The organism is Sporosarcina siberiensis, assembly GCF_042681925.1.
GTDB classification, from domain to species: domain Bacteria; phylum Bacillota; class Bacilli; order Bacillales_A; family Planococcaceae; genus Sporosarcina; species Sporosarcina siberiensis.
Genome location: NZ_JBHUGI010000002.1, coordinates 74,203 through 94,706, shown reverse-complemented (window position 1 = coordinate 94,706; position 20,504 = coordinate 74,203). Strand labels below are relative to the sequence as shown.

Below are 20,504 nucleotides of genomic sequence, written 5' to 3'. Positions count from 1 at the left end.
ATTGTATACGCATACAAATTATTTGAATGACTTTTTTCGTTCAGCAGCAAGCGATAGTAGTTCTTCTGCATGTTTTAGTGTGAGTGGTGTAGTTTCAGCACCAGAGAGCATTCTAGATAATTCTACTGTACGATCAGAAGCGATTACATCATGAATTTCAGTTCGAGTTCGTTTGTCTTTGACTTCTTTTTTTATTAAATAATGATGATCAGCCATTGCTGCAACTTGTGGAAGATGTGAAATACAAAGCACTTGTGAATGAAAGGCCACCATGGCAATTTTTTCTGCAATTGCTTGAGCAACTCTTCCGCTTACGCCTGTATCGACTTCATCAAAAATAATAGAAGTGATTCCTTGATGTTTTGAAAAAATCGTTTTAAGTGCAAGCATCAAACGTGAAATCTCACCACCTGAAGCAATTTTAACGAGTGGCTTCAAAGGTTCACCGATATTTGTAGAAATATGAAATGCAACATTATCGTTACCGTTTGCATCAAAACCATTTCCTGACTTTTGTTCGATGGATACTTTAAAAGAAGCATTATTCATATGTAATTGAGCAAGTTGTTCCATAATTGCCGCCTCTAAAGAACTAGAAGCCTCTTTTCGAATAATCGATAATTCTTCTGCCTCAATTTCAAGATCTTTAAGCAAATGATTCATTTTTTCTTGATCTGCAAATAATCTCTCATCACGATTCATGAGCTCGTCAAGATTATCCGAAATTTTATCACGATAAATCAAAATATCTTCAATCGTCTGTCCATATTTACGTTTTAAAGTGATCAGTTGTGCAATTCGACTTTCTACAATCTCCAGTCGAACGGGATCAAATTCCAAAGCATCAAGTTCTTTTCTAATTTCAGATGCAGTATCCTGTAAAGAATAAAAACTCGTCGCAATCGATTCATACTGATTTTTAAAATCTTTATCTACATCTGCAGCATCTTCCATATCATTCATTGCCATTCCTACCCAATCAAGAGCGCGTGAATCGCCACTTATCGATTCATAGGCAGTATTCAATCTTTCAAAAAGTCGTCCATAGTTTTGTAGTTTACGTTTTTCTTCATCAAGTCCAGCTTCTTCTCCAATTTCAAGAGAAGCGGCATCAATTTCTTTTAATTGAAATGAGTATAAGTCTATTCTTTGAGCAATTTGTTGTTCATTTTCATCAGCAGTTTCAAGTTTTCTTTTTAATTTTTTATATTTCGCATACAGTTCGGAATAACTTGCAAAAGCATCCACTAATTTCTTACCCGCGAATTGATCAAGTAAATGAATATGTCTGCTTTCATGCATCAGTTCTTGATTTTCGTGTTGGCCGTGGATGTCAATAATTTGAGAACTTATTTCACGCAATAAAGCAATTGTCACAAGTTTTCCATTTACTCGGCAAACACTTTTCCCGTTAGTACTTAAGTCTCTTCTTAATATTACGATTCCATCATCAATTTCTATCCCAAACTCAATAAGTTTAGCCAAAACAGGATGCTCGGGATTTTCAATGATAAACTGACCTTGCAATTCAGCTTTTTTTGAGCCGTGCCTTATGAATCCAGCAGATCCTCTTCCGCCGGAAAGTAATTGCACTGCATCTATGATAATTGATTTACCCGCACCGGTTTCTCCGGTTAGCACAGTTAATCCACCCTCGAATGTTACTTCCAAGCTTTCAATAATCGCAAAGTTTTTAATAGAGATTTCACTTAACAACAGCCATCACCTCTCTCATAGCATCGCAAGTAGTTTTTCTTTCACATCATCAATAAGTTCTTCATCCCTACATATAAGAAGACATGTATCGTCGCCACAAATCGTTCCTAGTACTTCATCCCAATGAAGGTGATCAAGAAGAGAACCTATCGCTTGTGCATTGCCTGGTAATGTCTTTAATACAAGGAAATGTCCTGCTCCGTCAATGCTGATAAAGGCATCATTCATTGCTCGACTCAATTTCTCTTCAGTATTGTGTGAATGTACTTGAGGCAAGCTATACTTATATCTACCATCTTGTAATGGAACTTTAATAAGATGCATTTCCTTAATATCGCGCGAAACGGTAGCTTGAGTAACATCGACGCCCGCATTTTTCAAACTATCAACAAGCTGGTCCTGTGTTTCAATTTCATAATTTGAGATGATGTCGCGAATTCGTATATGCCTATGTCCTTTATTCAATATCATCACTCCAAACCTTTATTATTATGAAGTCTTAAGCTCAATCTGGTCTTAATAATTCAGATATTAAAAAACGCGCAATGGATGCGCGCTATTGTAATTCCTTGTAAGCCTCATGGATGAGTGATTCAAACTCTTCATCTGTAAATAGATTTTCGGGTATTTTTTCAGCAGTAAGATGAAATAAAAACTCAATGTTACCTTCTCCGCCAGTTACTGGGGAAAATGATGCACCACGAAGACTAAATCCCTCGTTAAATGAAGCATCAGAAATTCTTTTTAGAACTTCAAAATGAGTTGCATATTCCCTCACAATACCTTTTTTACCTACTTTCCCTCTACCTGCTTCAAACTGTGGTTTGACAAGCGCAATCACATCTCCGCCTTCACTAATAATTTGCTTAAGAGCAGGCAAGATTAGACGGAGTGATATAAAGGATACATCAATTGTTGCAAATTGCGGTTGACCCTTAGTGAATAAGTCGAGTGTAGCATGCCTAAAATTGGTTCGTTCCATTACGGATACACGTGGGTCTTGTCTAATTTTCCATGCCAATTGATTGTACCCTACATCTAGAGCGTAACAATGTGCGGCACCTTCTTGAAGTGCGCAGTCTGTAAATCCTCCTGTTGAAGAACCAATATCTAGAACAATTTTGTCTTTAACATCAACATCGAAAACTGCTAAGGCTTTCTCTAATTTCAATCCACCGCGACTCACATATTTCAGAGGATTCCCTTTTACGATTAATGGTGCATCCGCCAAAATTTTCTCTCCCGGCTTGTCCAGTCTTGTTTCAGCGGAAAAAACAATCCCCGCCATAATTGAACGCTTTGCTTGTTCTCTAGTTTCAATTAGACCTCTTTCAACAAGAAGGACGTCGACTCGCTCTTTTCGTGGACTAGCTGTCATGCATTTTCTCCTTCAAGAACTTTATTTAATAGTATTGATTGTACTTTCTTAACAACGCCTTCTGATGTCATCCCTATTTCATCAAGTAATTCATTGACGCTACCATGCTCAATGAAGTGATCAGGAATTCCCATTCGGTCGATTCGCGCAGTTCGATATGATTGGTCATGTGCATATTCAATGACTGCACTTCCAAATCCGCCAGCAAGAACAGCTTCTTCAACTGTAATTATAGGCATTTCCATTGAAAAAAGATAATCCAGCATTGCCGAATCTAAAGGTTTAATAAAACGTGCGTTAACGACCTGAGCAGAAATCCCTTTTGTCTCAAGATCTATTGCTGCTTCAAGTGCCATTGGGATTGTTGTACCAAAAGCTAATATCGCCACGTCAGTGCCTGCACGAAGGACTTCCCAAGTCCCAATTGGAATTGGCCTTAGTACCTCGTCCATTGGAATACCTATTCCATTACCACGGGGATAGCGCATTACAATTGGTCCATCATTATATTCAATAGCTGTTTTAACCATATGTTGTCCTTCATTCTCATCTTTAGGCATCATTATGACAAGATTCGGCATATGTCTAAGGAACGCGATATCAAAAACACCTTGATGTGTCTCTCCATCTGCGCCCACCAAACCTGCACGATCAACACCAATAAATACATTCAAGTTCTGTCTAGCGATATCATGAAGTACTTGATCATAAGCGCGTTGAAGGAATGTTGAATAGATCGCAAGAAATGGCTTCATACCTTGGGTAGCTAATCCAGCTGCCATTGTAGCTGCGTGTTGTTCAGCAATACCTACATCAAAGAAGCGATCTGGAAATTCGGTTGCAAAAGATTCTAATTTGGAGCCAACAGGCATCGCTGGTGTAATTGCCACAATTCGTCGGTCATCCCGTGCTAAATCCCTAACAGTTTCCGCAACGAGTCCGCTCCAAGATGGTGCAATGGAGGAAGACTTAACAAAATCACCATTATACGTCTTATAGGGCCCGGTTCCATGCCAAGTTCCAATCTTATCTTCTTCAGCAGGTCGATACCCTTTGCCTTTTTTCGTAATTACATGCAAGAGAACAGGACCGTCCATTTTCTTTGCATATTGAAAGTTCCGTTCTAATTCTACTAAATCATGTCCATCAACAGGTCCTAAATAAGTAAATCCAAGTTCTTCAAAAAACACACCTGAAACGAGAAGATATTTTAAGCTATCTTTAACACGTTCAGCTGCAGATGCCAGTTTTCCACCAACTGCTGGAATTTTCTTTAATATATATTCCAATTCTTCCTTAGCAGATGTGTACTTACCTGCAGTACGTAGCTTTCCTAAAATCGCATGAAGTGCACCAACATTCGGAGCAATCGACATCTCATTATCATTAAGGACTACAATCATATCTGTTTTCGCATGGCCTATATGGTTTAATGCTTCTAAAGCCATCCCACCTGTAAGCGCACCATCACCTATAATCGGTATTACATAATTTTTCTCACCTTTAATATCACGTGCGGCTGCCATACCCATAGCTCCGGAAAGGGATGTAGAACTATGTCCTGTTTCCCATACATCATGAATACTCTCGTTCATTTTAGGAAATCCACATAATCCCTTGAACTGTCTTAGTGTATCAAAATCAGATGCACGACCCGTTAAGATCTTATGAACATATGCTTGATGACCGACATCCCACAGGAATTTATCATTAGGACTATCGAACATTTTATGGAGCGTGATTGTTAGTTCGACAACTCCGAGATTTGGTCCGATGTGACCCCCAGTTACAGATAATTTCTCGATAAGAAAAGTCCTAATTTCCTCAGCAAGTTCTAGCATCTGTTCTTTATTGAGCTTTTTTAAAAAAGCTGGACTCGTTATTTCGGTTAGATCCATTGTTATCACACACCTTTACTAATTAATCTGATACATTTCATTATATCAAGAAGGTTGACTAGTACAAGGGAATGTCCCTTATATGGACTTGTTTAATATCTACGTTCTACAATATAATCAGCCAAGTGACCAAGAAGCGACTCGTCGTTATTTAGAAATTCTAGAGATTCCCTCGCAATACGATGATGTTCACCTAAGCGTTCTTTAGCTTTTTCTAAACCAAGTAGTGCTGGGTATGTCATTTTTTCACTTGTTTCATCACTACCTGCAGTTTTTCCAAGTTCCTCTGTAGAAGCAGTTACGTCTAGAATGTCGTCTTGAATTTGAAAAGCCAAACCAATATTTTTTGCATAAATCATTAATCTTTCTTTATCCTCAATTGGAATAGTAGCTAGAACCGCTCCAGCTTCTACACAAAAAGATAAAAGTGCACCCGTTTTATTTATATGAACATTCTCTAATTCAATTAACGAGAGTTGTTTTCTCTCGCCCTCAATATCAAGTATTTGTCCGCCAACCATACCCTCTGCCCCAGAAGCTTTCGATAATAGACCAATAAGTTCTATTGCTAATTGTGGAGGCGTATCTGTAAGTTTTGTTAATAGTTCGAAAGCTAGTGCTTGTAATCCGTCACCTGCAAGTATGGCGACCGCTTCACCGTATACTTTATGATTGGTTAAGCTGCCTCGCCTAAAATCATCATCATCCATAGATGGTAAATCATCATGAATTAATGAATACGTATGAATGAGTTCAACAGCACACGCAACTTTCAATGCATCACTACAATTCACTTTAAGGTCTTCTAAAGTTGCAAGAACGAGTAGAGGACGAATTCTTTTTCCACCCGCATTTATTGAATAAGCCATGGATGACTTTAACGATTCAGGTGCATCCAATTCAGACATTATTTGACTCAGACTTTCTTCAATGATCACTTTATGTTCATCTATAAAGCTTTGTAGTTTATCATGCATCGTTTTCTGCACCTTGTATTGGATTGAATGGTTCCTTATTTCCATCTGCATCAATAACGGAAATCAATTGTTTTTCTGCATCTTGTAATTTCCCATGACAAAGAGCAGATAATTCCATTCCTTTTTTATAAAGTGTAATTGCATCTTCAAGTGGAACATCGCCCGTCTCAAGTTTCTGGACAACTTCTTCTAATTTTAACATTGCTTCTTCAAAGCGGATTGGCTCGTTATCCATTAGGTTTCCTCCTTGTCATTTGTTTGTAAAGACTTCACTACCGCATCCACTGTTCCATCTCGCAATCGAATCTCAACTTCCGATCCAACCGACAGAGAATTAATGGAGTTTGCGACATTGCCTTCTTTATAAATAATTGAATATCCACGTTCCATTACATTTAGCGGATTAAGTGCTTTTAACATACGTACAGAAGTAGTAAAACGATCTGTTCGCGTACGTAAATCATGATGAACATTTCGTGTTAATCTTTCTGTTAATATGTTTACATTTCTAGTCTCATCTTTGACACGTTGAAGTGGTGAATAAGAAGTAAGCATTCCAGAAAGTCTAGAGAGCTGAATCGCTCTTCTCCCAGTAATATCATTAGTCCCTCTCATAAGTCTTCCTTCGAGTCCTAAAAGTCTCTCTGTGAATGGACGATATAGTCGTTCTGGGAACTGCAAAGGGTAAGATGATTGTAAGCTTTCCAGACGTTTCCGTTCACTTTTAATTTTATTGGAAGTAAATCTAAATATTGCACGTTTCCGATCCAAAACTCTTTCGAATAACTCATCACGTGCAGGAACTGCTAATTCTGCTGCTGCAGTTGGCGTCGGCGCCCTTCGATCTGCGACAAAATCAGCGATTGTCGTATCCGTTTCATGTCCCACCGCACTTATTACAGGAATACGACATGAAAAAATAGCTCTAGCAACAGATTCTTCATTGAATGCCCATAAATCTTCTATAGAACCTCCACCCCTACCAACAATAAGTACATCTATAGAACCTAGTTTATCCGCCTGTTCAATAGATCGCACAATTGAAGGGGCTGCATGCACACCTTGTACAATGGCAGGAAATAAAATGATTTCAGAAAGTGGAAATCGTCTTTCGATGGTAGTACAAATATCCCGAATGGCCGCACCTGTTTGAGCTGTTACCACACCTATTGTTTTTGGAAAGGGAGGAAGAGGGCGCTTCCAACGCTCATCAAAAAGCCCTTCTTTACCTAGGCTTTCCTTTAATTGTTCAAAGGCCAAATACAATGCACCGATACCATCAGGTTCCATCGTTTGAACATATAATTGATATTGACCACTTGCTTCGTATATCGTGACATCACCAGTTAGGAGTACATTCATTCCATTTTCTGGTTTGAATTTCAATTTGGATGCATTCGCACGAAACATTGCAGACTGAATTCTGCTGAACTCATCCTTTAACGTAAAATAAATATGTCCGCTTGGATGATTGTTCACATTCGACAATTCTCCTTTGACATACACATTACGTAAATGAGGATCTGCATCAAATTTCCGCTTTACATATTTCGTTAATGCTTGTACTGATAAGTATGGGTTTCCGGCCACAAATTCCGCCTCCAAGTCCCGTTTATAGAAACGTTGAAACACATTACATCAAACTAAAGATTACTCACAACAATTTCCAGATTTAAATGCCGTCTCTGCACTATGAAGTGTGTTCTTCAGGAGCATTGTAATGGTCATAGGACCTACTCCGCCTGGAACGGGAGTAATGGCCGAAGCAATATTTTTCACTTCGTCAAAGTCCACATCACCGCATAATTTCCCATTTTCGTCTCTGTTCATCCCAACATCAATTACAACAGCACCCTCTTTAACATGCTCAGCACCAATGAATTTTGTTTGACCCATTGCAACGATTAAAATATCTGCTTGTTTAGTAAATGATGCTAAATCCTTTGTTTTAGAATGACAGTACGTAACCGTCGCATCGCGTTGTAATAACAGTTGACCCATCGGTTTTCCTACAATATTACTACGGCCAACTATAACCGCATGCTGACCAGAAATGGGAGTGTTTGTTCGTTCAAGTAATTTAATAATTCCATAGGGCGTGCATGATAGATAAGATCGTTGACCAATGATCATTTTACCTACATTTATCGGATGAAATCCATCGACATCTTTATCCGGGTCAATTGCCTGAATAACAAGGTTTTCATCAATATGGTTTGGCAATGGTAGTTGAACAAGAATACCGTGAATTGTTTGATCGAGATTCAACTTATTAATCTGTTCAAGTAACTCATCCTCTGATACAGATACAGGCAATCGAACCAGTTCCGATTTCATTCCTGCGGCAACACTTGATTTCTCTTTATTTCTAACGTATGTATGGGAAGCTTGGTTGTCACCTACTAAAATAACTGCCAACCCTGGTACACAGCCACCCTCTTTAAGCTTTAGTACGCGTTCTTTAATTTCTTCTCTAATTTCGTTACCTATAGAAGTTCCGCTAATTAATTTCGCATTCATTTCAAGTCCTCCAAACAGATTTGCTTATTTTTTTGTAAGTTTTGATAACACACCATTAACAAATCGCCCTGATTTTTCATCACCAAATGTTTTGCATAATTCAATTGCTTCGTTCAAAACAACTCTATCCGGTACATCTTCATTGTAAAGAAGTTCAAAAACAGCCAGTCTAAGAACTGTACGTTCGATTTTCGGCAAACGGTCTAATGACCAATTTTCCAAACTTCCCGTTAGAGTGTTGTCGATTGCTTCTTGGTTTTGTACTGTTCCCCGTACCAGCAATTCGTAAAAAGAGTTTGTTGGTTCTTCTGTTATATAAGTAATAGCCTCGTCAACAGATAGTTCTGTATTTTCCAGTTGAAAAAGTGTTTGAATTGCCTTTTCACGTGCTTCTCTTCGTTTCATTTGTATTCTCCTCCACTAACGTATCTCTAAGGCATTATCATAGCATATTTAAGTTGAAAAGCATCATCCGATGGGACGATGCTTTCAGATTATAAAGTCTCTGTATCTAAATCGTACTGAATTCCAGTAATATGAACATTGACTTCTTTTGTCTCAAGTGAAGTCATGTGAAATATGGCGTGTCGAGCCTGTTTCTGAATCTCAAACGCCACTTCAGGTATAGAATACCCAAATTCAACAACACAGTATACATCGACAGTAAGGCCAGCCTCTGACCATTCTGTACGCACACCTTTACCATGCATTACTTTACCCAACTTTTCAGCAACACCAGAGGCGAAGCTTCCAGTAGTGTTCGCGACACCTTTTACTTCCATTGTTGCAATCCCAATAATTACTTCTAAAACTTCAGGAGCAAGTTGAACACGTCCAAGCGCCTCATTACTGGATGGAGCGGTTCCAACGAACGAAGGCATTGTTTTATCAGCCATCTTTATTCTCCTCCTCTGGACCATTATTTTCAGTCCATTATTTTCAGTCCATTATTGTATACTTTTCTAGAAAGTTAGTATCAAAATCTCCGGATTTAAATACTTCGTGATCCATTAAATTTGCATGAAATGGTATCGTAGTTTCAATACCTTCAATAATAAATTCATCAAGCGCTCGCTTCATTCTTGCTACAGCCTCTTGACGCGTATCTGCATGCACTATTAGTTTCGCAACCATTGAATCATAAAATGGTGGAATTGTGTAGCCCGTATACATCGCAGAGTCAATCCGAACACCAAAACCACCTGGTGGCATATACATTGTTACAGTTCCCGGTGAAGGCATGAAATTCTTAGACGGATTTTCCGCATTAATACGGCACTCAATGGACCAGCCATTCATTTTTATATCTTTTTGTTTGTATGCAAGTTTTTCCCCGGAAGCGATTTTCAACTGCTGTTTGATTAAATCAATACCGGTTATCATTTCAGTGATTGTATGTTCAACTTGAATTCGAGTATTCATTTCCATGAAATAGAATTTTTGATTGATATGATCAAAAATAAACTCTACAGTACCCGCACCGCGGTAATTAACAGCTTCAGCTGCTTTAACTGCAGCGTCCCCCATCTCTTTCCTAAGCTCAGATGTAAGCGCAGGAGACGGGCTTTCTTCCACAAGTTTTTGCATTCTACGTTGGATAGAACAATCACGTTCGCCTAAGTGAATCGTGTTGCCAAATTTATCAGCTAATATTTGAATTTCAACATGACGGAAAACTTCAATGTATTTTTCAATGTAAACACCTGGATTACCAAAAGCTGCTGCTGCTTCTTTTTGAGTCATTTTAAGTCCATTGATGAGCTCATTTTTATCACGGGCTACACGAATGCCCTTTCCGCCACCTCCAGCTGTTGCTTTAATAATAACTGGAAAACCTATTTCCTTAGCGATTTCAAGTGCTTCCTCTTCATCCCCTACAATCCCAGTAGAACCCGGAACAATTGGAACACCTGCTTTTCGCATAGTTTCGCGTGCTACATCCTTTGTCCCCATGCGCGATATAGCATCTGAAGTAGGTCCGATGAATTCGATATTGCACTCTTCGCAGAGCTCCGCAAAACTTGCATTTTCTGCAAGAAATCCATATCCAGGATGAATACCATCGCAATCTGTTAGATTCGCAACACTAATAATATTAGAGAAGTTAAGGTAACTATCTTTTGAAGGACTTGGCCCGATGCAGTATGCTTCATCTGCAAGTTCAACATGGAGCGCATCACGGTCCGGTTCTGAATACACAGCAACCGTTTGGATTCCAAGTTCTTTACATGCTCGAATAATTCGCACCGCAATTTCACCGCGATTTGCAATTAAAACTTTCTTCATTTGTCTCTCTCCTTTCAATTCGATCTAACTAGGAAGAGAGGTTGTCCAAATTCAACTAACTGTCCATCCTTTACGAGGACCTCAACGATTTCCCCTGAAACTTCCGCCTCAATCTCATTAAATAATTTCATCGCTTCAACTATACAGACTATAGATTCAGCCTTCACCTTATCGCCAGGTTGCACATATGCATCTGCTTCAGGTGATGCTGATGCATAAAATGTACCAACCATCGGTGAAGTAATCGGGTGTAATGATGCATCAACCTCGTTCGAAGGTTCAACTGAGGTGTTCGTAACAGTTTCTTGCTGTTGTGGAAGAGTTGTCATCTGTGGCTGAGCTGTTTCATTTACAGGTATTGCCTGTTGTGAAACTGGAGATGACTCCACCAATGGTGCCTGCACAAATTTACCACCATTCCCTTTTTTCAAAACAATCTTTGTTCCTTCAGATTCGAAGGTAAATTTCTCAATTGAAGATTGATCAATTAATTTAATTATTTCTCTGATTTCTTGTATTTTTAACATGATCGATTCTCCTGACTACAATATTAGTGAGTTCTATTCTATATTAGTCGTTTTCATCACAATTTGAAATAGATAACGCCGATTTATTGAATAAATCGGTATAAAACAGAAAAAAGACCCTTAAAAGGGCCTTCTTTTCCTTCAAGAGCCAGTTTCAAACTTCACCGATACATTGCGGGCATCTTCCCAACTTGTCATTACCAGATGAGTTATTTCCTCCGCTTGTTTTGCCGATTGACCATCTAGCGTTAAAACCTTAACATTTACTCCTTCTGAATCTGTTTTCACAAAGGCATCTAAATAGCCAAGTGCTATAATCTGCATTTCCATTAAAGCTTCAACCGAATTTCGTTTCGTTATTTCAGCCATTTCATCAAAAGCTTCATTTTTCTCAATCGCTGTATAATCAGCCGAAGTTACTTTCATCGTAAGCTGTTCAATTAAGTGGCTGCGTTCATTACTTACCGTCATGCGCATGTCCTCATATAAATAACTTTCAGCAAAAACAGGTGTTTGTTTATCAGTACCGTCGACTTTATCCACTACAGCATCTGGAGTTGGTGCTTTATCTCCAAAAAGAGCGAGTCCATCAAAAGGCATTTTTGAATTGTCATTTGCAATATAGAAAATTGAGACTACCGCAACTAAACTTAATAACGTTAGAAACCATACTGTTCTTTTATTCGCTTTCATCCGTTTTCCCCCTTTTTTTCATTTCGGCAATTACAATTCGGTGTTCTGGTAACTGGAGGACGGTTGACAGGATTTTCAGTAATTCCCTTTTAATCCTGGGGTCTTCCGCACCTTCTACAATAGCAAGTACGCCTTGTAAACCATGTTCTTTTTTTGCTGATGTGTTTGAAAGTGAGAAATAGTCGGTTAGTGGACTTATCTGTTCACCATTTTCATAATGGAAATACATTACAACCTCACCGACTCCTTCCATCATTTTCAATGTCTGCTCCAGTGCGATGTACTCCCGGCTTTCTTCTTCTATCCTGCCTTTCTCTCCTCCGCTCCCGAAAATACCGGAATTAATAAAAATGATGAACAGAACAATAAGAGTCCCGAGGAGAACGGAATGAATTTTCTTCTTTGGTTTTTGCATCTCATCACCATCTTCATTCAATGAGTCAGCTATGTTGTCTGTCATCAATGCTTTAGTTTATGCATTTTAATTACAAGCTATGACCAAAAATTAAGAAGATATAACGGAATATCCAAATTCCCATTGCAATTTTAATTATTGGCACGAACTGCTCTTCCGAACTTTCGGGAAATAAGAGTAAAAGTAATGAAGACAATAACGAAATTGAAAGTAACCCAATTAAAAATTTTCCATATGCTCGCCTACCTTATCGTTACGATTAGTTTTATAAAAATAATCGAAAAAAGTGCAGTGTAAATAAATGCAAAAGCTATTAAAAACGAAACTGCACATAAAACAAATAACGTCTTACCAATATCATCAATTATTCCAGTTAAATCTTCATGTGCAAATGGCTCAATAAGAGCAGCAGTCCATCTGTAAAAAAATGCTGTAAGTAATGTCTTCAGTGAAGGAAGTAGCGCAACCGTCCAAATGGTTGTAATGAGCCACCCACCTGCGAAAATACTGACCCCTGAAGAATACTTTCCAATTGTTGACATACTATCCGTCACGAAGGAACCAATGAGTGGAATGTTTTGGCTAATGAGCTCTTTAACCGGTCCACTTGTAAGTCCTGATAAAGCCCATGTCATCGTTCCGCCAGCAGTGATAAAAATAGAATAAGCGGCAACGGAAGCTGAAACCGCCCCAAGTAATGTTGTTCGAATGAGATCCGCCATTTTCGTGAATGGAACTTCTGGCAATAACCGGGAAGCCAAATCAAAAACGAGAGTTGCGGTAAGCAGTGGAATTAAAACTTGATCTGCAAGTACAACAGCTCCATTTGCAAAAAGTAACATTGCGGGTTGAAAATTTAATAGCCCAAATGCTCCTCCCGCAGCAATCATACTTGCAGTTAGAACGGGATAGACGCCAATGAACATCATAGATACAGATTTAGCAATTTCACGAATAAGAATTAAGTGATCAAAAGCAGGTTTGAGAGCCACCATAATAATTAAGTAAAATAAAATCATTCTCGTCCATCTTTGAAAGGATGGGAAAATAAAATTAATGATTAAAGCCAAAAATGCCCCGACAATGATTATAATAAAACTCGATAATACGGATCCGAGTATTGTTTCAATAAATGAAATCATAGACATACCCGTCCAATCATTTTTTTATGAGTGATGATAGTACATCTATTACTGAAGTGGTTTGATCAAGCCATAATGTTAGGATTGCAATTTTTACGACAAAATGAGACATCGAAGCAAGAGATGAGTATCCCGCTTCCTCAAGATGCTCCGCAATAAGTTCTGATACGTAAAATAAGACAGCGCTGCCTATAAGCAAAGTTACAAACGGGTCTGGTATCGTCTCAAATAAATTCACATATGTTTTAGCAAAAGGGAAGACGAGTGTAGTTAACAAAAAAAGTAGAAGAATAAAGAAAATAGATGTATATAAAAGTGGATGTAACTTAGGTACCGCAAATGCAATGATTAACAAAAGAAGAAAGACGACAATTATTTGAAATAGAGGCAACATCAGATCGCCATCGACAACCATTGAAAGAATTCGGATATTTCCGTAAAGAATATTTTAAGGAAGCGAAGCATTTCTGCAGTAATGTATAGATAAGCAATAAAAAATAAAAAAAAGGAAAATTCTTTTTTACCGGTTTGTTCAAAAAAGACATGCAAGATCCCAATAACTAGGCCTATACCGGCAATTCTTAACAAATCATTTAATTCCATCCGGTACTCCCCCCATTTCAACATCTTATGTAGAAGAGTCCCTGCATATGAAAAAAACACCTTGATTCCAATGAAGGAAATACAAGGTGTTTCAATTAAAAGATTATGAAGAGAGAAGCTTTTAAGCTCTTGAAACATATTCAGATTCATTAGTATTAATGATTAATTTATCACCTTGGTTAACAAAGAAAGGAACTTGCACAGTTAAACCAGTTTCAAGCGTGGCTGGTTTAGATCCTCCACTTGAAGTATCGCCTCTAATGCCTGGTTCAGTTGCTGTCACTTCTAGCTCGACAGTAACTGGCAATTCAACGCCCAGAATCTCAGTTTTATATTGGATAATATGGACTTCCATATTTTCTTTAAGAAACTTTAATTCACGTTCAATTTGTGCACTTGATAGCTCAATTTGTTCGTAAGATGAGTTGTCCATGAATATATGATTTTCCCCATCTGCGTATAAATACTGCATTTTAAGATTATCAATTTGAGCACGACCAACTTTTTCTCCACCACGGAACGTTTTTTCATTTATATTACCCGAACGCAAGTTACGCAATTTCGAACGAACAAATGCAGCACCTTTACCTGGTTTCACATGTTGAAAATCGAGTACGCGCCAGATATCACCGTCAACTTCGATTGTAAGACCTGTTTTAAAATCATTTACTGAAATCATGTTTATTCCTCCAATTATAAAATAAGTAATTCTTTTGTTGAGAATGTTATACGTTCGTTACCATTCTCCGTAATGATGATATCATCTTCTATCCGAACTCCGCCAATTCCAGGCAGATATATTCCAGGTTCAACCGTGACGGCCATATTAGGAACCAACACTGTTTTTGAGCGGAATGAAAGCCCTGGGCCTTCGTGAACCTCCAAACCAATTCCATGACCAGTTGAATGACCGAATTCTACTCCATATCCCTTAGATGTTATATAGTCCCGAGCAAATGCATCTGCTTCAATGCCTGTCATACCCGGTTTAATATTTTTTACTGCAAGTTCTTGTGCAGCTAAAGTAATTTCATAGATTTCCTTTAATTTATCAGATGGTTGCCCCACTGATATTGTTCGTGTTATATCTGAAATATAGCCATCGTACAATGCTCCATAATCCATTGTAACAAAATCACCGGATTCTATCACTTTATTCGTTGCAACTCCATGTGGAAGCGCACTGCGTATCCCAGAAGCTACAATTATCGAAAAGGAAGAAGAAGTTGCACCTTGTTTGCGCATAAACATTTCTAGTTCATTTGAAACGTCAAGTTCCGTTATTCCTGGACGAATGAAATTAATAATATGATCAAAAGTCTCGTCCGCAATTTTAGCGGCTTTTTTAAGAATAACAATTTCATCAGCATTCTTTACCATACGGAGCTTTTCAACAAGTCCAGACATAGGTTTCATTTGAGCTGTTATTTCTTTAGTATACAACTCATAAAGCCCAAAAGACATATCATCTTTTTCAAAACCAAGAACAGTACTTTTCATGAGTTGGGCTTGTTTAACAACTTCTTCAATAATGGTTTTCTCGTGTTTAACGATACGAAAACCTTCAATTTCTTTTGCGGCCTGCTCCATATAACGAAAATCAGTAATAAATACTGCATCTGTAAGCGATATGAGTGCGATTCCTGCCGAACCTGTAAATCCTGTCATGTACCGTCGATTGAATGGGTTTGTAATCAGAAGTGTATCAATCTCTTCTTCTTTCATAATAGTACGCAAGTTATTTAGTTTCATAAGTCATCATTCTCCTTTTCTACGGAGGAGGAAGGCGCGCATGGCAAGCTGATAGCCGTCTGTTCCAAATCCTGCTAGTTGTCCAATACAAACCGGCGCAATGACAGAAACCTGTCGAAACGACTCCCTGTTATGTATATTTGAAATGTGGACTTCGATTGTCGGTATAGAAACTGAAGCAATCGCATCACGTAACGCAATGCTATAATGTGTAAACGCACCCGGATTGAAAATTATTCCATCCGTTTCAGCATCTGAAGCTTCATGAATTCGATCAATTAAAAAACCTTCTGTATTTGATTGAAAAAATGAAACCTCCACATTCTGTTCTTCCGCAAACTTAGTTAAAGCATGCTCCACATCCTCAAGTGTTTCATGTCCGTAAATTTCAGGTTCACGTTTTCCAAGTCGATTCAAATTGGGACCGTTTAAAATGAGTATTTTCACCGCTACTCTTCTCCTCACACAGTTTTCTTTCTCATTTTATCATAACGGCCTTCGGTAGCAACTCATTTCGAACTAGTAATCATAATTCTTTTCATGAATACAGCAGTTCCCACTAAAAATCTTAGAACAATTAGAACAATTGCTATAAATGGTAGTGAAATGGACAATAAAGTCTCTTTCAATGAAACCGGTTTTCCAATAATCCATTCAATAAACACAACAGCAGAAATTCCGATAATCAATGATAAAATAGATGGCGGAACAGCATACAGGAATGATGTTAGTAGATATACGATTGCAAATAATATTGTAAGTGCTACAATTAACAACATCCAATTTGCAAAGTAATGCATTAAATGATCCGAGGTAAAAAGATTCCACTTTTTTGACCAACCTACTGGTGACCAACTGATAAACATAAAAAAATGTAAAAATTTCAATGCCGATGCCATTAGTAGTGCCGCAAATATAGATGTTAGAATTAGTGATTTTTTTAACATAGTCGAACCTCCTTAAGTAAGTGTCGGGCGGATTCCAAAGTTTTAAACATTATTGTGGAGTAGAAAACAATTATTTAGTACAATGAAAGATATATAGTGGGATACTGATAGAAAAGAAAGTGTGGGTAAATAATGGAAAAAGAACGTGTAACAGCATCTCCTGTTTACGGAGGTCAAGCACTCGTCGAAGGCGTAATGTTCGCTGGTAAAGATCATACAATTACCGCAATTAGACGAAAAGATGATTCAATTGATTATTTTCATCTACCTAAAGAAAAGAATGCAGTTCGTATGAAGCTAAAAAAAATTCCATTTATTCGCGGACTCGTAGCACTTTTTGAATCTGCTGGCATCGGGTCAAGACACTTAACCTTTGCTACTGAGCGTTACGATGTAATGCCTGGTGACGAAGAGGAAATCGAGCCAGAGGAAACATCCAAGTTAGGAATGATTCTTGGTGTTGCAGCAGTTGGTGTACTATCTTTCATCTTCGGTAAATTTATTTTCACTCTTATTCCAGTATTTCTCGCGCAAATGTTTTACTTCGTAGCTCCCGAGAAGACGGCACAAATTTTACTGGAAAGTTTCTTTAAACTCATATTATTAATTACGTATATTTCTCTAATTTCAATGACACCGTTTATTAAACGAGTATTTCAATATCACGGGTCCGAACATAAAGTAATAAATGCTTACGAACAAGGATTACCACTTACCGTTGAAAATGTCCAAGCACAATCCAGACTCCATTTCCGTTGTGGTAGTAGTTTCATGTTGTTTACAGTAATTGTCGGGATGTTCGTTTACTTTTTAGTTCCTGCGGATCCATTTTGGTTACGTATTGTAAACCGAATTCTTCTGATTCCAGTTGTACTCGGTATTTCGTTTGAAGTTCTCCAAGCAACAAATGCACTTCGAAATGTCCCTGTATTAAAATACCTAGGCTATCCTGGTCTTTGGCTACAACTTCTCACAACAAAAGAACCTGATAATGAACAGGTTGAGGTAGCCATTGCTTCTTTCGAAAAATTAATTGAAGTTGAAAAATACGGAGTTGCAGCTCTAAAAGTTGCTGTAAACACAAATTCTGAATCAGATTTAGATGTCGACACAAATCCACTCGCTGTTCAATAAAAAAAAGACATCCTTCTCAAATGAGTTGGATGTCTTTTTTCGTTGTTTTTTATAGTCCACATTTCAATTGCGCATTGCAATTTGTACAAGTATTGCAACCGCCCATTTCTTGCACTGTTCCTTGACGGCAGACGGGACATGTATCTCCTGTTTCAGATCCAATTGTAACGTTTGTTGATCGAAGGTCTTGAATTGTTTCAACCAACATAATTGGACGCTTCTCAATTGCTTCTTCTGTATAATCTGAGTCCATTTCATTCTCTTCTGCTTTCAGTGTAAGCACTTGGGAGTCACGGCTACCATCAACATAAACCGTTCCGCCTTTTGCTCCGCCTTTATAAAGACGTTCATAGACGCTCTCTACTTGCTTCACTGTGTAGCCACGTGGCGCGTTGACCGTTTTCGAGATGGAACTGTCAATCCAGCGCTGAATGATGCACTGCACGTCCGCATGCGCTTCAGGTGCAAGGCTCATTGATGAAATGAACCACTCTGGTAAATTATCCGGATCTACTTCCGGGTTACGCTCCAAATACTCATCCACAATTTTCGCCTTCACTTCGATAAACTTACCAAGACGTCCACTGCGGTAATACGAAAAGGAAAAATATGGCTCTAATCCGGTGGAAACTCCTACCATTGTTCCAGTGGATCCCGTAGGAGCAACTGTCAGTAAGTGGGAATTCCTGATGCCGTGTTCAAGAATCGATTCACGGATATCTTCCGGCATTCTTTTCATGAATCCAGTGTTAATAAATGCATTACGAAGACTAGCCGTCTCTTCATCTGTTTTTCCGATGAGGAACGGGAAACTTCCTTTTTCTTTCGCAAGCTCAATTGATTCACGGTACGCTGTCGTTGCGATTGTTTCAAACACTTTGTCGACAAGCTCGTTCCCTTCTACAGAACCGTACACGTTCTCACAATAGATTAGAAGATCCGCAAGACCCATTACACCAAGTCCGACGCGGCGTTCACCGAGGGCTTGTACTTTATTATCTTCTAGGAAATACGGCGTAGCGTCGATGACGTTGTCTTGCATTCGAACACCTACAGATACAATTTCCTTCAGTTTTTCAAAATCCACAGTTTTCGAATCTTTATTTACTACTTCAGCAAGGTTTACAGCAGCCAGGTTACAAACCGAATAAGGTGCTAATGGTTGTTCCAATTTTGTTATCCTAAAGGCTTTTTATCCTCTAGTTCTTACAGTTTTTCTTCCTGTAAGTTCAGCATACATTTTCACTGTTCTTTCACAGTGTTGCGGTCTCGTGCCTGGATTATAGTCTGTTTTCTTATTGTAGAAGACAGGATCACCAGGTATGCGTTGCCCCTGACTGAAGTATTACCCTCAGCCTTCGGTTCGGATTGGCAAGTACAATTGTATTGTAATTATACTATTTCTCAGCTTTCCCGCTTCATCCCGCAATTATTAACGTGAGGCGAAGTCCACCACACGGGTTTGTAGCTACGACTTGCTGGCCGTATGCTTTGGCATTTGTATCCTTGTTTGCATTATCAATAAAGAAAATACCTGGTTCTGCAGAATAGGTTGCGCAAATATTAATGAGATCCCATAGTGCGCGGGCTCTAATTGTCCGATAAACACGAACGCCGTATCCTTGTTTTTCCCACTCTCGCACATCTCCGATTTCATGCCACTTTTCATTATACGTAGCCATTTCTTCCGGAGAATACTGTTCAACTGCTGGGAATCTAAGATTATAATCCGCATCTTCTTCGACGGCCTTCATAAAATCGTCTGTTAAAGTGATTGAAATGTTTGCGCCGGTAAGGAACTCTTCGTTATGTACCGAATACGTACCGCCATCGCGTAATTTCGTTTCAGCTTCTTTAAGGATGGCTTCATTGAACCCACCTAGGCCTGGTATTGTTTGGTAGTTAAGAATACCTTGATACATGGCTTCTTCTTGCGTCGTGAGTGCTTTAAATTTCAGTTTTTCACTTACGAGTTTTTTTATCAATTCTTCTTCCGTATGTTCCAGAAGATAACGTAGAATCCGCGGATTCTGCATTTTCGAAATAATAAACTCGAAAATATCAGGATGCCACCTAAATACCGTCCTTTTCAGGATATTTCTCTGCAATATGCAGACGGAGTAGACTATATCATCACCCTCAGCATGATCTGTTAGGGGCTGGGCGCTTCGGAAAGAACTGTATCTTCCCTACTCTACTTCCATTCGTCATGAATGTTTTCGATAGTCGTTGAACCTTCACCTAATGCGGTGCTTGGCTGCGGATTGTCCAATACCATTAATTTTTCAGCATTCACGCTCACCGTTTCCGGTCACGTTGTAGCTTAATGGTCTCTAAGGAGTTTTTCGCAATTCACCCAGTTTTCTAATCGTCCATTGTCTGGACGACGCGGACTAGCAATGTTATTTAATCCGCTAGCATGATCATTTGAGCTCCACGCTGATTGTTACTCTCTCATTTTACACCGAGAGGGCTAGGTCATTTCTGCCTAGCTCTCATGCTTTCACATGAGATCA

Annotated in this window: 22 protein-coding genes and 2 pseudogenes; 1 reads left to right on the top strand and 23 read right to left on the bottom strand. The window is 38.6% G+C overall.

Going from position 1 to position 20,504, the window contains the following annotated elements; all coding sequences use genetic code 11:
• Positions 1 to 18: 18 nt before the first annotated feature.
• From recN to ACFSFY_RS00670, 21 genes are all read right to left on the bottom strand, one after another.
• Positions 19 to 1,716 carry a DNA repair protein RecN gene (gene recN, locus ACFSFY_RS00770; protein ID WP_381535257.1) on the bottom strand — a complete coding sequence of 566 codons (1,698 nt, stop codon included), beginning with the start codon at positions 1,714 to 1,716 and terminating at the stop codon, positions 19 to 21.
• Positions 1,717 to 1,731: 15 nt separating this feature from the next.
• A complete protein-coding gene (gene ahrC / locus ACFSFY_RS00765) occupies positions 1,732 to 2,181 on the bottom strand; it encodes a transcriptional regulator AhrC/ArgR (RefSeq protein ID WP_381535256.1) in 450 nt (149 codons plus the stop codon).
• 91 nt (positions 2,182 to 2,272) lie between these two features.
• On the bottom strand, positions 2,273 to 3,094 hold the full coding sequence (locus ACFSFY_RS00760) for a TlyA family RNA methyltransferase (RefSeq protein ID WP_381535255.1): 822 nt from the start codon (positions 3,092 to 3,094) through the stop codon (positions 2,273 to 2,275).
• Positions 3,091 to 4,992 (bottom strand): 1-deoxy-D-xylulose-5-phosphate synthase, encoded by a 1,902-nt coding sequence (gene dxs, locus ACFSFY_RS00755; RefSeq protein WP_381535254.1) that lies wholly within the window; start codon positions 4,990 to 4,992, stop codon positions 3,091 to 3,093. The genes ACFSFY_RS00760 and dxs overlap by 4 nt, the downstream gene beginning before the upstream one ends.
• A gap of 92 nt (positions 4,993 to 5,084) precedes the next feature.
• Positions 5,085 to 5,969 carry a polyprenyl synthetase family protein gene (locus ACFSFY_RS00750; RefSeq protein ID WP_381535253.1) on the bottom strand — a complete coding sequence of 295 codons (885 nt, stop codon included), beginning with the start codon at positions 5,967 to 5,969 and terminating at the stop codon, positions 5,085 to 5,087.
• The gene (locus ACFSFY_RS00745) at positions 5,962 to 6,204 is read right to left on the bottom strand and encodes an exodeoxyribonuclease VII small subunit (RefSeq protein WP_381535252.1); all 243 of its coding nucleotides are present in this window, start codon (positions 6,202 to 6,204) and stop codon (positions 5,962 to 5,964) included. The genes ACFSFY_RS00750 and ACFSFY_RS00745 overlap by 8 nt, the downstream gene beginning before the upstream one ends.
• Positions 6,204 to 7,559 carry an exodeoxyribonuclease VII large subunit gene (gene xseA / locus ACFSFY_RS00740; protein ID WP_381535251.1) on the bottom strand — a complete coding sequence of 452 codons (1,356 nt, stop codon included), beginning with the start codon at positions 7,557 to 7,559 and terminating at the stop codon, positions 6,204 to 6,206. The genes ACFSFY_RS00745 and xseA overlap by 1 nt, the downstream gene beginning before the upstream one ends.
• Before the next feature lie 60 nt (positions 7,560 to 7,619).
• On the bottom strand, positions 7,620 to 8,489 hold the full coding sequence (gene folD / locus ACFSFY_RS00735; protein WP_381535250.1) for a bifunctional methylenetetrahydrofolate dehydrogenase/methenyltetrahydrofolate cyclohydrolase FolD: 870 nt from the start codon (positions 8,487 to 8,489) through the stop codon (positions 7,620 to 7,622).
• A 24-nt stretch (positions 8,490 to 8,513) separates the two neighbouring features.
• Complete coding sequence (nusB, locus tag ACFSFY_RS00730) at positions 8,514 to 8,894, bottom strand: transcription antitermination factor NusB (RefSeq protein WP_381535249.1); 381 nt, start codon at positions 8,892 to 8,894, stop codon at positions 8,514 to 8,516.
• A gap of 89 nt (positions 8,895 to 8,983) precedes the next feature.
• The gene (locus ACFSFY_RS00725; protein ID WP_381535248.1) at positions 8,984 to 9,385 is read right to left on the bottom strand and encodes an Asp23/Gls24 family envelope stress response protein; all 402 of its coding nucleotides are present in this window, start codon (positions 9,383 to 9,385) and stop codon (positions 8,984 to 8,986) included.
• 43 nt (positions 9,386 to 9,428) lie between these two features.
• On the bottom strand, positions 9,429 to 10,775 hold the full coding sequence (accC, locus tag ACFSFY_RS00720) for an acetyl-CoA carboxylase biotin carboxylase subunit (RefSeq protein ID WP_381535247.1): 1,347 nt from the start codon (positions 10,773 to 10,775) through the stop codon (positions 9,429 to 9,431).
• Between the two features lie 14 nt (positions 10,776 to 10,789).
• On the bottom strand, positions 10,790 to 11,302 hold the full coding sequence (accB, locus tag ACFSFY_RS00715; RefSeq protein ID WP_381535246.1) for an acetyl-CoA carboxylase biotin carboxyl carrier protein: 513 nt from the start codon (positions 11,300 to 11,302) through the stop codon (positions 10,790 to 10,792).
• Between the two features lie 141 nt (positions 11,303 to 11,443).
• The gene (locus ACFSFY_RS00710) at positions 11,444 to 11,995 is read right to left on the bottom strand and encodes a SpoIIIAH-like family protein (protein WP_381535245.1); all 552 of its coding nucleotides are present in this window, start codon (positions 11,993 to 11,995) and stop codon (positions 11,444 to 11,446) included.
• Positions 11,982 to 12,410 carry a hypothetical protein gene (locus ACFSFY_RS00705; RefSeq protein WP_381535244.1) on the bottom strand — a complete coding sequence of 143 codons (429 nt, stop codon included), beginning with the start codon at positions 12,408 to 12,410 and terminating at the stop codon, positions 11,982 to 11,984. The genes ACFSFY_RS00710 and ACFSFY_RS00705 overlap by 14 nt, the downstream gene beginning before the upstream one ends.
• A gap of 242 nt (positions 12,411 to 12,652) precedes the next feature.
• Positions 12,653 to 13,552 (bottom strand): stage III sporulation protein AE, encoded by a 900-nt coding sequence (locus tag ACFSFY_RS00700; RefSeq protein ID WP_381535243.1) that lies wholly within the window; start codon positions 13,550 to 13,552, stop codon positions 12,653 to 12,655.
• Between the two features lie 16 nt (positions 13,553 to 13,568).
• Positions 13,569 to 13,946 (bottom strand): SpoIIIAC/SpoIIIAD family protein, encoded by a 378-nt coding sequence (locus ACFSFY_RS00695; RefSeq protein ID WP_381535242.1) that lies wholly within the window; start codon positions 13,944 to 13,946, stop codon positions 13,569 to 13,571.
• Complete coding sequence (locus tag ACFSFY_RS00690; RefSeq protein ID WP_381535241.1) at positions 13,946 to 14,155, bottom strand: SpoIIIAC/SpoIIIAD family protein; 210 nt, start codon at positions 14,153 to 14,155, stop codon at positions 13,946 to 13,948. The genes ACFSFY_RS00695 and ACFSFY_RS00690 overlap by 1 nt, the downstream gene beginning before the upstream one ends.
• 121 nt (positions 14,156 to 14,276) lie before the next feature.
• Positions 14,277 to 14,834 carry an elongation factor P gene (gene efp, locus ACFSFY_RS00685; protein WP_381535240.1) on the bottom strand — a complete coding sequence of 186 codons (558 nt, stop codon included), beginning with the start codon at positions 14,832 to 14,834 and terminating at the stop codon, positions 14,277 to 14,279.
• A gap of 14 nt (positions 14,835 to 14,848) precedes the next feature.
• Positions 14,849 to 15,907: a M24 family metallopeptidase gene (locus tag ACFSFY_RS00680; protein ID WP_381535239.1), complete on the bottom strand. Its 1,059-nt coding sequence runs from the start codon at positions 15,905 to 15,907 to the stop codon at positions 14,849 to 14,851.
• Between the two features lie 6 nt (positions 15,908 to 15,913).
• Entirely contained in the window at positions 15,914 to 16,354 is a 441-nt protein-coding gene (gene aroQ, locus ACFSFY_RS00675; protein ID WP_381535238.1) for a type II 3-dehydroquinate dehydratase, read from the bottom strand.
• 62 nt (positions 16,355 to 16,416) lie between these two features.
• Positions 16,417 to 16,854: a hypothetical protein gene (locus ACFSFY_RS00670; protein ID WP_381535237.1), complete on the bottom strand. Its 438-nt coding sequence runs from the start codon at positions 16,852 to 16,854 to the stop codon at positions 16,417 to 16,419.
• Between the two features lie 132 nt (positions 16,855 to 16,986).
• Between ACFSFY_RS00670 and ACFSFY_RS00665 the strand changes: the two genes are divergently transcribed.
• Positions 16,987 to 17,988 (top strand): DUF1385 domain-containing protein, encoded by a 1,002-nt coding sequence (locus ACFSFY_RS00665; RefSeq protein WP_381535236.1) that lies wholly within the window; start codon positions 16,987 to 16,989, stop codon positions 17,986 to 17,988.
• Positions 17,989 to 18,037: 49 nt separating this feature from the next.
• On the opposite strand, the pseudogene ACFSFY_RS00660 reads toward ACFSFY_RS00665, so the two are convergent.
• Both ACFSFY_RS00660 and ACFSFY_RS00655 read right to left on the bottom strand, forming a co-directional pair.
• A pseudogene (locus tag ACFSFY_RS00660) lies at positions 18,038 to 19,156 on the bottom strand (vitamin B12-dependent ribonucleotide reductase); the annotation flags it as partial.
• Between the two features lie 283 nt (positions 19,157 to 19,439).
• Positions 19,440 to 20,060 (bottom strand): annotated as a pseudogene (locus ACFSFY_RS00655) (vitamin B12-dependent ribonucleotide reductase); the annotation flags it as partial.
• Between the last annotated feature and the right edge of the window lie 444 nt (positions 20,061 to 20,504).

Coding starts and splice junctions, on each gene's coding strand:
- ACFSFY_RS00760 (WP_381535255.1), bottom strand. CDS start 3,094: ATGACAGCTAGTCCACGAAAAGAGCGAGTCGACGTCCTTCTTGTTGAA.
- dxs (WP_381535254.1), bottom strand. CDS start 4,992: ATGGATCTAACCGAAATAACGAGTCCAGCTTTTTTAAAAAAGCTCAAT.
- ACFSFY_RS00750 (WP_381535253.1), bottom strand. CDS start 5,969: ATGCATGATAAACTACAAAGCTTTATAGATGAACATAAAGTGATCATT.
- ACFSFY_RS00745 (WP_381535252.1), bottom strand. CDS start 6,204: ATGGATAACGAGCCAATCCGCTTTGAAGAAGCAATGTTAAAATTAGAA.
- folD (WP_381535250.1), bottom strand. CDS start 8,489: ATGAATGCGAAATTAATTAGCGGAACTTCTATAGGTAACGAAATTAGA.
- nusB (WP_381535249.1), bottom strand. CDS start 8,894: ATGAAACGAAGAGAAGCACGTGAAAAGGCAATTCAAACACTTTTTCAA.
- ACFSFY_RS00725 (WP_381535248.1), bottom strand. CDS start 9,385: ATGGCTGATAAAACAATGCCTTCGTTCGTTGGAACCGCTCCATCCAGT.
- accC (WP_381535247.1), bottom strand. CDS start 10,775: ATGAAGAAAGTTTTAATTGCAAATCGCGGTGAAATTGCGGTGCGAATT.
- accB (WP_381535246.1), bottom strand. CDS start 11,302: ATGTTAAAAATACAAGAAATCAGAGAAATAATTAAATTAATTGATCAA.
- ACFSFY_RS00710 (WP_381535245.1), bottom strand. CDS start 11,995: ATGAAAGCGAATAAAAGAACAGTATGGTTTCTAACGTTATTAAGTTTA.
- ACFSFY_RS00705 (WP_381535244.1), bottom strand. CDS start 12,410: ATGCAAAAACCAAAGAAGAAAATTCATTCCGTTCTCCTCGGGACTCTT.
- ACFSFY_RS00700 (WP_381535243.1), bottom strand. CDS start 13,552: ATGATTTCATTTATTGAAACAATACTCGGATCCGTATTATCGAGTTTT.
- ACFSFY_RS00695 (WP_381535242.1), bottom strand. CDS start 13,946: ATGTTGCCTCTATTTCAAATAATTGTCGTCTTTCTTCTTTTGTTAATC.
- ACFSFY_RS00690 (WP_381535241.1), bottom strand. CDS start 14,155: ATGGAATTAAATGATTTGTTAAGAATTGCCGGTATAGGCCTAGTTATT.
- efp (WP_381535240.1), bottom strand. CDS start 14,834: ATGATTTCAGTAAATGATTTTAAAACAGGTCTTACAATCGAAGTTGAC.
- ACFSFY_RS00680 (WP_381535239.1), bottom strand. CDS start 15,907: ATGAAACTAAATAACTTGCGTACTATTATGAAAGAAGAAGAGATTGAT.
- ACFSFY_RS00670 (WP_381535237.1), bottom strand. CDS start 16,854: ATGTTAAAAAAATCACTAATTCTAACATCTATATTTGCGGCACTACTA.
- ACFSFY_RS00665 (WP_381535236.1), top strand. CDS start 16,987: ATGGAAAAAGAACGTGTAACAGCATCTCCTGTTTACGGAGGTCAAGCA.